Genomic DNA, 8,751 nt, shown 5'->3' with positions numbered 1-8,751 from the left:
GTCGAGGTCTACTTCTGCGATCCCAGGTCACCCTGGCAACGTGGCTCGAACGAGAACACCAACCGGCTCCTGCGCCAGTATCTTCCCCACGGAACCGACCTGTCCCTGCAAAGCCAGGCCCAGCTCAGCGCCATCGCCCGTCAGCTCAACGAACGGCCCAGAAAGACCTTGCTCTATCAAACCCCAGCCGAGAGGTTCGCCGAGTGTGTTGCGGCGATCAGTTGAGCCCGCCCGTCAAGGCTGGTTTTCGAGAAAAGCCGGTGATCGGATTCGATCCGCCGGAGGGGCGCACGACCAGCCTCGTGCCTCGAATGGCCGGGCTGGAAGGTCCGAAATTTACCGGTTCAGGGCTCGGGATTTATCTGGATAAGCACCCGCAAGAATTTGGCTGAAACTCTCGGCGGAAGACTCTACTACTGCTCCTGCGGCTATCATCCGCGACAAGATGCTAGAATTGACCCGGAGTTGCTTTCTTAGCGGAGAGGTTTCCATGTCGAAGCATATTGGTCTGATTGTTGCGATTTCGATCGCATTGGGGGCGGCCGGTTGCGCCACCACCCCTGAGGTTACCAGCCGAACAGTGATCGTCGCGGGGGTGGGCCCGGTCGATATCGAGCGCCTTACCGTCCGCGTCGTGTCGGTCGATCCGCCCAACCGCGCGGTGGTCGTCGAGCAGCGCGGCTATCGATGGCTCGTCGACGTTCCGCCGGTCTTCGGCAATCTTGAGAATGTCCGCGAGGGAGACATGGTCGAGATCAACCGGGTCGAGGGGGTTGTCGTCGACGTCCGGCGCAACAAGCGTGGTGCGAAGCCCGGGATCACCTACACCGAGGCGGCGAGCGCGCCGTCGTTCCAGAACCTGCCAGAAAAATTCGTCGCACGGTCGGTGACGCTGACGGCGCGGTTCGAACGATTCGACGCGGCCAACAGCGTCGTGAGCTATGTCGGCCCCTTCGGCCCGCGTTCGCTCACCGTCACCGACCCTGACGTGAAGGCGAATCTGCAGAAGCTCCGCCGGGGCGACATGGTGGATCTCAGCTTCGCCGAGGCATTCTACATCGTGCTCAGATAGCATTCGCCGAGGCGCAATGCCTGCCCGGGCTCCGGGCAGGCAGACCCGTTCCGCGTTGGCGATGCGATGTAAGCTCCTGCATGCGACGAAAAAGCCCGCCCCGGCAGACCGGAGCGGGCTCTCATCTGCATCTGCCGTAGCAGGCGTCAGGCGGCGTCGGGCTGCGCCGGAGGATTCGCCGGCGGCTGATTGCGGCGGTCGGCCATGAACTGGTCGAACTCGGACTTGTCGCGAGCCATGCGCAGCCGGTCCAGGAAGTCGTGGAACTCGCGCTGTTCCTCTTCGAGGCGGCGCAGCGTCTCGGCACGGTACTCGTCGAAGGCGCGGTTGCCGCTGGAGGGGCCGCCGCGGCCCCAGCCGCCGAAGCCGCTTCCGAAGCCGCCTTCGCGGCCGGCCATGCGCTCGCGCAGCCGGTCCATCTTGCCCTGAAGACGGCTCATCCGGTGCTCGTACCGGTCTCCTGCGTAACCACAACCCATGCGTCCACTCCAGAACAGAAAGGCCAGGGTCGCCAGACCCAAGGGCCAGAACACGATGAAGCCGAGAACCGCGAAGGCGATCCAGGCACCCTTCCCATATTCGTCAAGCTTGGCGACGATCGGCATTGCTCCCTCACTCTAATGATCGTGAATGTAAATCACATTTACATAAATGGATCCAGCTGCGCCGATTGTCAAGAAGCCTGCCGCCCGGAATTGCTTCAGTCGGGCTTCGCCGCGCCCTTGGGGCCGATGCCGAGGCCCTGGAGATAGATCAGCATGCCGGCCTCGAGCAGCTCGGCCGCCGACATCGGCAGAGGGCGACGGCCGCCATCGGCCCGGCCGAACAGGGCGGCGACGCCGTGCGACATCGCCCAGACATGCAGTGCCATCATCAGGGCCGGCGGGCGCTTGCCCTGCGGCAATTGCGCGATCAGGGCCTCCGCCGCCTGGCGCAGCCCGGCGAAGGCGCGATCGGCCGCCGCGCGCAGCTCCGCGCTGGCATCGAGCGGCACGCCGGCCTCGAACATGGCCGAATAATAGGCCGGCTCGTCATGGGCGAAGGCGAGATAGGCGCGGCCCAGCCGGTGGAAGGCGGTCTCGGGATCGGGCTTGCCCTGGTCCCAGGCGCGGGCGAGGGCGGCCTCGAACGCCTGGAACCCGCGAGTCGCAACATCGGCCAGTAATTCGTCGCGGTCCCGGAAATGGCGATAGGGCGCGGCGGGGCTGACGCCGGCCAAGCGCGCCGCCTCGGCGAAGGTGAAGCCGTTCGGCCCCTTCTCGCCGATCAACCCGAGCGCAGCCCGCACCAGCTCCTCCTTGAGGTTGCCGTGGTGATAGCCGCGGGGCGTTTCGGGTCGGTCGCGCTTCCAGCTCATGTAAGGAGCGCTAACATATGGGCGGCCGGCGCGTCGATGGGCATGCGCGATATCGTCATTCGTCGAGCATCAGCCGCTTGCGCAGCTCGTCGGGGATACGCCGTGCCCGGCCGGCGCCGACGCAGGCGACCTTGACCGCGGCCGCGATCAACACCTCCTCGCCGCGCAGCACGCGCTGCTCCAGATCCATGGTCGCCCCGCGGGCTTCGACCGAGCGGGTCTCGACGGTCAGCAGATCGTCCATCACGGCAGGGCGGAGGAAATCGATCGTCATCTTGCGCACCGCGAAGCCGAGCGCGGTCTCGCCGTCGAAAAGCTCGCGCTGCTCGATGCCGAGCGCGCGGATCAGCTCGGTGCGCCCGCGCTCCATGAAGCGCAGATAGGAGGCGTGGTAGACGACGCCGGAAAAATCCGTGTCCTCGTAGTAGACACGAATGTCGATGCGGTGGGTCCTGCTCATCTCGCTCCGGCCGTTATCCATCGGTCGGCCACGGCATAGACCATCGCGCGCGCCAGCGGAACGGCCTGGCCGGACGGGAGGCTGCGACGATCGCACCCGGAACCCAGCCGTGAAGACGGGCGTTGGCCGTTGCGTAGCCAACTGCAAGGGAGGACATGATGGCCCAATCGACAAAGGCGACGGCGCGGCTGCTCGACAAGACCGAACTCGACCTCGTCGCCCGCACCCAGCGCGGCGCGATCGGCTCGCTGCCGGCGGACGACCTGCGCGAGCTCGCCACCCAGTTGCGCGAGCGCCGCGACAAGGCGCGCGACGGCGCGCGTCGCCAGAAGCGCGAGATGCGCGGCAAGGCCGAGCCCAAAGGTGCGAAGCCGGCCAGCGACAACAGCGGCACCAAGGCCAAGGCCGACGCGCTGACGGCAGCCTTGAAGCGCGTCGGCGCCGAGCGCACGCGCCGCGCCGAGAAGGAAAGGGCGCCCAGCCAGCGCAGCCTCGCGCGCAAGGCACTGGCGCTGAAGCAGCGTCAGAATGCCGTGGAACGGCCAAGGAGCCGGACCGCCGGCAAGGGCATGCAGCCGGTCGAGAATCCGAAGGCCGTCAAGTCGGGCGCCCTCAAGGATGCTGGCGCCCGTCCCGCGATGATGCGCGCGAAGATGGCTCGCCGTAGCGGCTGATCCATCGGCGCGTTCCGGGGGCGCGGCTGCCTCAGGCCCTGCGAGCGCTCAGCGCTTGCAGGGCTTGTTCATGAAGGAGCCGCAGTCATAGGGCTTCGAGAGCTCGTCGCGGATCGAATAATCCTTGCCCTCGAAGCGGTTGACGATGTCGTCGATGCGCCACCCGCCGTCGTCCTCAACCATGCGGAACCGCACGGTGACCGGCTGCTTGAAGCTGCGGAAGGTGGCGGTGACCTGTGCCTTGCCGTTCGCCGGCTTCTCGGTGACGGCGACATGCAGGTTCTTCACCTCGCCATCCTGGCCATTGATGAAGGGATCGGCGCCGATCTGACCCATCTCGCCGCTTTCGTCCTGATAGAGATCGTCTCGGGCGAAGAGAGCGGCGAGGCTCTTGCTGAGGAGTCTGTCGCGATGCGGCGGGCGCCAGGGCGGCTCGCCGGAAGCCGCGAGCGTCTTGATGGTGATGGCATAGGCGTCCTTCACCGGCCGGTCCGGCGTTGCCTCGGCCGCGCGGGCCGCGATCGCCAGCAGGGCGGTGAGCCCGGTCAAAGCGAGCGCGAGCGCAAGCTGGCGGAAGGCCGCGATCATGCCTCGCTCTCTTCGTCCCCGAACAGGCCGAACTGCGCTGTCTCGCGCGACGGCTCGGGCATGCCGAGATGGCGGAAGGCGTGCGGCGTCAGCAGGCGTCCGCGAGGGGTGCGCTGGATGAAGCCCTGCTGGAGCAGGAAGGGCTCGATGATCTCCTCGATCGCGTCGCGCGGCTCGGAGAGCGAGGCGGCGATGGTCTCGATCCCGACCGGGCCGCCGCCGAAATTGATCGCGACCGTGGTGAGGTAGCGTCGGTCCATCTGGTCGAGGCCGATCGCATCGACGTCGAGCAGGGAGAGCGCCTTGTCGGCGACCTTTCGGGTGACGATCGGGTCGCCGTCGACGATGGCGAAGTCGCGCACGCGGCGCAGCAGCCGGCCGGCGATGCGCGGTGTACCCCGGGAACGCTTGGCGATCTCGTTGGCGCCATCGTCGGACATCGGCACGCCCAATACGCGGGCGCCGCGGGCGACGATGCCCTGCAATTCCTCGACCGTGTAGAACTGCAGGCGGATAGGGATGCCGAAACGGTCGCGCAGCGGCGTCGTCAGCAGGCCAGCGCGGGTGGTGGCGCCGACGAGGGTGAATTTCGGCAGGTCGATCTTGACCGAGCGCGCCGCCGGGCCTTCGCCGATGATGAGGTCGAGCTGGTAGTCCTCCATCGCCGGATAGAGGATTTCCTCGACCGCCGGGTTGAGCCGGTGGATCTCGTCGATGAAGAGCACGTCGCGCTCTTCCAGATTGGTGAGCTGGGCGGCGAGATCGCCGGCCTTGGCGATCACCGGCCCGGAGGTCGAGCGGAAATTGACGCCGAGCTCGCGCGCCACGATCTGCGCCAGCGTCGTCTTGCCGAGACCAGGCGGGCCGACGAATAGGACATGGTCGAGCGCGTCGCCACGGCTTTTGGCGGCGTTGATGAAGACCTGGAGATTCGCGCGCGCCGCGGCCTGGCCGGTGAAATCGGCGAGCGAAAGCGGGCGCAGCGAGGTTTCGCTGTCGTCCTCGCGGCGTTCGGCCGTCATCAGCCCGGAGCGTTTCGGCTCGCTCACAGCGCGATCTCCAGTTCGAGGGCGTCGTGGATCGGAATGTCCATGTATCCCGTCTTGATGATGGTCGGCACGACCGAGCGATAGGCGTCGATGGCTTCGAGATAAAGCCCCGAGAGGCGAAAGCCGCGGCGCTGATAGAAGGTCATGCCTGGCATGTTGTCGTTGGTCAGCATCGCCTTGAGCCTCTTGGCGCCGGCCTTGCGCGCCGAGAAGATGACGGCGTCGAGCATGCGGATCGCCACGCCTTCGCCGGTTTTCAGCGAGTGGAGCGCGCAGAGATAGGCGGTGTCGCCCCTGACCGTCCAGCTCGCCAGCGCGGCCGTCGTGCCGTCAGGCTCGAACAGGCCGAGCGCGTCGATCTCGGCGACGTCGTAGACGTGCAGGCCGATCATCATGCTGTGCGAGCCCCAGCTCGCCAGCATGATCCGCAGGAGCTCGCGCTTGTCGGTGACGATGCGCAGGTCCAGCTCTTCGGGCGCGCTCACTTCGCCAGTTCCTTCAGGCCCAGCTTGATGAGCTGGGCCGTGCCCGCGCCGTCGCCGGCCGCCTTGGCGGCAGCCGCGACCGCCGCGATGGCCTGTGCCTGAGGATAGCCGAGATTGGCGAGCGCCGAGACCGCGTCGGCGATCGGCTGCGGCAGCTTCCTGTCTTCGAGCGCGCCGGAGAGCTGGACGATGCCGGGGTCGATATGGCCGAAGGCCGGTGCCTTGTCCTTGAGCTCGGCGCAGAGGCGCTGGGCGAGCTTGGGGCCGACGCCGGGCGCGCGCGCGATCGCGGCCTTGTCGTTGGTGGCGATGGCGGTGGCGAGGCTGCCTGGATCGAGCGTCGAGAGGATGGCGAGTGCGACCTTGGCGCCGACGCCCTGCACCACCTGCATCAGCCGGAACCAGTCGCGCTCGATATCGGACATGAAGCCGTAGAGGCGGATCGCATCCTCGCGGACATGGGTCTCGATCGAGAGCGCTGCCGCCTCGCCGGGCTTGGGCAGGCGCTGCAGCGTGCGCGCCGAGCACTGCACGACATAGCCGACGCCCTGCACGTCGATGATGACGTGGTCCTCGCCGTAGGAATCGATCAGGCCCTTGAGCTTGCCGATCATGGTTGCCGTCCCCCAACGGTCACGTTCAACCCGCCGCGCGCATCTGCGCGACGAGCGCTTTGATGCCGCGATGCTGGGCATGGCAGATCGCGACCGCGAGCGCGTCCGCCGCGTCGGCGGATCTGGTCTCGGCCTTGGGCAGCAGCACGCGGATCATCGCCTGCACCTGCTTCTTGTCGGCGTGGCCGACGCCGACCACGGTCTTCTTGACGAGGTTGGCGGCGTATTCGGCGACGCTGAGGCCCGCGAGCGCGGGCACGACCAGCGCGATGCCGCGGGCCTGGCCGAGCTTCAGCGCCGATTGCGGATCGCGATTGATGAAGGTCTCCTCGACCGCGGCCTCATGCGGACTGTGCGCGACGATGACCTGGTGCAGGCCCTCATGCAGCTGCCGCAGGCGCTCGCCGAGGGACAGATCGCCGTCGCTCTCGATGCAGCCGCAGGCGACGAAGGAGAGCTTGCTGCCCTCGGAGACGACGATGCCCCAGCCGGTCTTCCGGAGGCCGGGATCGAGACCGAGGATGCGAATCGCGGGTGCCATGACACGCCCAAACTAGCGGGTGTTTCGGACTTGTCCCATGCGGAACTTGAGTGGAGATGAATTCTCCTCATCGATCCCATCAAAAAGGAAAGCTGTTCTTGCCGGAGGCCGGCAGGCATGTTCGCCAGAGAATTATCCTCTCGCGCCGATGCCATGCCTTTCAGCCTTGCCTCCTTCATGCCCGGCCTGACGGCCGACGGCATCGCCGTCCTGCTGGCCGCTACCCTGCTCGGCGGGCTGGTGCGCGGCTTCACCGGCTTCGGCTTCGCGATGGTGTTCATGCCGCTGGCCTCGATGGTGCTCGGGCCGGTGGCGGCGCTGGGGCTGATCTGGTTCATCGACCTGCCCTTCGCTCTGCCGATCGCGGCGCGCAGTTCCAAGAATGCCGAGTGGAGCGAGATTCTGCCGCTGCTGCTGACGGCGACATTGGCGTTGCCGGCCGGGATCTGGCTGCTGATCTGGCTCGACCGCGAGACGATGCGCTGGCTCCTCGCCCTGCTGGTGCTTCTCGCCGTCGGCCTCATGGCCTCGGGCTGGCGCTATCACGGGCGCCCGACGATCCCGCTATCGCTCGGTGTCGGCGCGCTGTCGGGGCTGTTCAACGGCATGGCCTCGATCGGCGGCATGCCGCTCGCGGTGTTCTGGCTCGGTGCGCAGCGCAACGACCGGCACAAGACGCGGGCCAACATGCAGACCTTCTTCGGCGTCTCGACGCTGATCAGCGGCACCGTTCTGTGGTGGAAGGGCATCCTGACCGGCGGCGCGTTGCTGATGGCGGTGCCGCTCTTCGCGGTCTACGGCGTCGGGCTCTGGGCCGGCACGCACGGCTTCCGGCTCGCTTCTGAGCGGAACTTCCGGCGCGGCGCCTATCTGGTGATCTTCTTGAGCGCGCTGATCAGCCTGCCGCTCTGGGACGTGGTGATCGGGCGGTAGTCGAGGACCGTCATGCTCGGGCTTGATCCGAGCATCTCATGACGAGGAGGTGCGGGAGCCTCGTCTGGCAAGAGATTCTCGGGTCAAGCCCGAGAATGACGCAGGCTGAAATCAGGCGCTGAGCTTCGCCATGATGTCGTCGGCGATCTCGAAATTGGCGAAGACGTTCTGGACGTCGTCGTCATTGTCGAGCGCTTCCATCAGCCGCATCATCGAGGCGGCCTTGTCCTCGTCGAGCGGGGCCGTCGTGGTCGGCCGCCAGACGGGCTTGGCCGAGGCCGGGGCGCCGAGCGCGGCTTCGAGGGCCTTGGAGACCTCGTTCAGGCTGTCGAAGGCGCAGAGGATGGTGTGGCCGTTCTCGTCCGAGATCACGTCGTCGGCGCCGGCCTCGATCGCGGCGTCCATGATCTTGTCGGCATCGCCGGCCTCCGGCGGATAGGTGATCTCGCCGACGCGGTTGAACATGAAGGAGACGGAGTTGCTCTCGCCGAGCGCGCCGCCCGCCTTGGTGAAGTAGGAGCGGACGGCCGAGGCGGTGCGGTTGCGGTTGTCGGTGAGCGCCTCGACGATGACGGCGGCGCCGCCGGGACCATAGCCCTCGTAGCGGACCTCATCGTAATTGTCGCCTTCGCCGCCGGCCGCCTTGTTGATGGCGCGCTGGATGTTGTCCTTCGGCATGTTCTCGGCGCGGGCGGCGAGAACGGCCATGCGCAGGCGCGGATTCATGTTGATGTCGGGCATGCCCATCTTGGCGGCCACGGTTATTTCGCGGGCCAGTTTCGAGAACAGCTTGGAGCGCACCGCGTCCTGCTTGCCCTTGCGGTGCATGATGTTCTTGAACTGTGAATGGCCGGCCATGGGGACTCTTTGCCCTCTGAGAAGATGGAACCATGGGAACATCGCCCGCCGGCGCGGGCCGGAGGCGAATGGAACGGCCTTATAGGCGCGGGCTTCCGTGGCAGGCAAGCGTCCGCTGGG

Annotated in this window: 14 protein-coding genes; 5 read left to right on the top strand and 9 right to left on the bottom strand. The window is 66.9% G+C overall.

All coding sequences use genetic code 11. The features are described 5' to 3' along the window. The 3 genes from AC1DVA_RS11665 to AC1DVA_RS11655 form a co-directional block, all read left to right on the top strand. A partial coding sequence (locus tag AC1DVA_RS11665; protein WP_476806010.1) for an IS30 family transposase occupies positions 1–225 on the top strand: 225 nt, incomplete at its 5' end. Continuing rightward, entirely contained in the window at positions 222–392 is a 171-nt protein-coding gene (locus AC1DVA_RS11660; protein ID WP_476806009.1) for a hypothetical protein, read from the top strand. The genes AC1DVA_RS11665 and AC1DVA_RS11660, both read left to right, overlap by 4 nt. A gap of 98 nt (positions 393–490) precedes the next feature. Continuing rightward, positions 491–1,072, top strand: coding sequence for a hypothetical protein (locus tag AC1DVA_RS11655; protein WP_476806008.1), 582 nt, complete (start codon positions 491–493; stop codon positions 1,070–1,072). A 146-nt stretch (positions 1,073–1,218) separates the two neighbouring features. On the opposite strand, the gene AC1DVA_RS11650 is transcribed toward AC1DVA_RS11655, so the two are convergent. The 3 genes from AC1DVA_RS11650 to ybgC all read right to left on the bottom strand — a co-directional run bounded on the left by AC1DVA_RS11650 (position 1,219) and on the right by ybgC (position 2,889). Further along, entirely contained in the window at positions 1,219–1,677 is a 459-nt protein-coding gene (locus AC1DVA_RS11650; RefSeq protein WP_265054778.1) for a DUF2852 domain-containing protein, read from the bottom strand. Between the two features lie 95 nt (positions 1,678–1,772). Further along, entirely contained in the window at positions 1,773–2,429 is a 657-nt protein-coding gene (locus AC1DVA_RS11645; RefSeq protein ID WP_265054777.1) for a TetR/AcrR family transcriptional regulator, read from the bottom strand. A gap of 55 nt (positions 2,430–2,484) precedes the next feature. Further along, positions 2,485–2,889: a tol-pal system-associated acyl-CoA thioesterase gene (gene ybgC, locus AC1DVA_RS11640; RefSeq protein ID WP_320109573.1), complete on the bottom strand. Its 405-nt coding sequence runs from the start codon at positions 2,887–2,889 to the stop codon at positions 2,485–2,487. 158 nt (positions 2,890–3,047) lie between these two features. Between ybgC and AC1DVA_RS11635 the strand changes: the two genes are divergently transcribed. Then, positions 3,048–3,563 carry a hypothetical protein gene (locus tag AC1DVA_RS11635; RefSeq protein WP_265054776.1) on the top strand — a complete coding sequence of 172 codons (516 nt, stop codon included), beginning with the start codon at positions 3,048–3,050 and terminating at the stop codon, positions 3,561–3,563. Positions 3,564–3,611: 48 nt separating this feature from the next. Here AC1DVA_RS11635 and AC1DVA_RS11630 read toward each other — a convergent pair whose 3' ends face one another. The 5 genes from AC1DVA_RS11630 to ruvC are packed head-to-tail and all read right to left on the bottom strand — an operon-like array spanning position 3,612 to position 6,840. After that, entirely contained in the window at positions 3,612–4,151 is a 540-nt protein-coding gene (locus AC1DVA_RS11630) for a DUF3828 domain-containing protein (protein WP_476806007.1), read from the bottom strand. Further along, complete coding sequence (gene ruvB / locus AC1DVA_RS11625; protein ID WP_265054906.1) at positions 4,148–5,173, bottom strand: Holliday junction branch migration DNA helicase RuvB; 1,026 nt, start codon at positions 5,171–5,173, stop codon at positions 4,148–4,150. The genes AC1DVA_RS11630 and ruvB overlap by 4 nt, the downstream gene beginning before the upstream one ends. A 23-nt stretch (positions 5,174–5,196) precedes the next feature. Further along, complete coding sequence (locus AC1DVA_RS11620) at positions 5,197–5,685, bottom strand: GNAT family N-acetyltransferase (protein ID WP_265054774.1); 489 nt, start codon at positions 5,683–5,685, stop codon at positions 5,197–5,199. After that, positions 5,682–6,299, bottom strand: coding sequence for a Holliday junction branch migration protein RuvA (gene ruvA, locus AC1DVA_RS11615; RefSeq protein ID WP_265054773.1), 618 nt, complete (start codon positions 6,297–6,299; stop codon positions 5,682–5,684). Before ruvA ends, AC1DVA_RS11620 begins: the two co-directional genes overlap by 4 nt. A 25-nt stretch (positions 6,300–6,324) precedes the next feature. Further along, positions 6,325–6,840, bottom strand: coding sequence for a crossover junction endodeoxyribonuclease RuvC (ruvC, locus tag AC1DVA_RS11610; RefSeq protein WP_265054772.1), 516 nt, complete (start codon positions 6,838–6,840; stop codon positions 6,325–6,327). A gap of 153 nt (positions 6,841–6,993) precedes the next feature. Between ruvC and AC1DVA_RS11605 the strand changes: the two genes are divergently transcribed. Continuing rightward, positions 6,994–7,773: a sulfite exporter TauE/SafE family protein gene (locus tag AC1DVA_RS11605; protein WP_265054771.1), complete on the top strand. Its 780-nt coding sequence runs from the start codon at positions 6,994–6,996 to the stop codon at positions 7,771–7,773. A 111-nt stretch (positions 7,774–7,884) separates the two neighbouring features. Here the strand turns inward: AC1DVA_RS11605 and AC1DVA_RS11600 are convergent, their stop codons facing one another. Then, positions 7,885–8,631, bottom strand: a complete 747-nt coding sequence (locus AC1DVA_RS11600; RefSeq protein WP_265054770.1) for a YebC/PmpR family DNA-binding transcriptional regulator — start codon at positions 8,629–8,631, stop codon at positions 7,885–7,887. Positions 8,632–8,751: the final 120 nt, after the last annotated feature.

It is taken from the genome of Allobosea sp. P4_C6, assembly GCF_056402015.1.
The sequence above is the reverse complement of the archived record's forward strand: the minus strand, read 5'-3'. Positions and strand labels throughout refer to the sequence as shown.

Bases quoted from the DNA above. Each gene is read 5' to 3' on its own strand.
- AC1DVA_RS11655 (WP_476806008.1), top strand. From the start codon at position 491: ATGTCGAAGCATATTGGTCTGATTGTTGCGATTTCGATCGCATTGGGG.
- AC1DVA_RS11650 (WP_265054778.1), bottom strand. From the start codon at position 1,677: ATGCCGATCGTCGCCAAGCTTGACGAATATGGGAAGGGTGCCTGGATC.
- AC1DVA_RS11645 (WP_265054777.1), bottom strand. From the start codon at position 2,429: ATGAGCTGGAAGCGCGACCGACCCGAAACGCCCCGCGGCTATCACCAC.
- ybgC (WP_320109573.1), bottom strand. From the start codon at position 2,889: ATGAGCAGGACCCACCGCATCGACATTCGTGTCTACTACGAGGACACG.
- AC1DVA_RS11635 (WP_265054776.1), top strand. From the start codon at position 3,048: ATGGCCCAATCGACAAAGGCGACGGCGCGGCTGCTCGACAAGACCGAA.
- AC1DVA_RS11630 (WP_476806007.1), bottom strand. From the start codon at position 4,151: ATGATCGCGGCCTTCCGCCAGCTTGCGCTCGCGCTCGCTTTGACCGGG.
- ruvB (WP_265054906.1), bottom strand. From the start codon at position 5,173: ATGACGGCCGAACGCCGCGAGGACGACAGCGAAACCTCGCTGCGCCCG.
- ruvA (WP_265054773.1), bottom strand. From the start codon at position 6,299: ATGATCGGCAAGCTCAAGGGCCTGATCGATTCCTACGGCGAGGACCAC.
- ruvC (WP_265054772.1), bottom strand. From the start codon at position 6,840: ATGGCACCCGCGATTCGCATCCTCGGTCTCGATCCCGGCCTCCGGAAG.
- AC1DVA_RS11605 (WP_265054771.1), top strand. From the start codon at position 6,994: ATGCCTTTCAGCCTTGCCTCCTTCATGCCCGGCCTGACGGCCGACGGC.
- AC1DVA_RS11600 (WP_265054770.1), bottom strand. From the start codon at position 8,631: ATGGCCGGCCATTCACAGTTCAAGAACATCATGCACCGCAAGGGCAAG.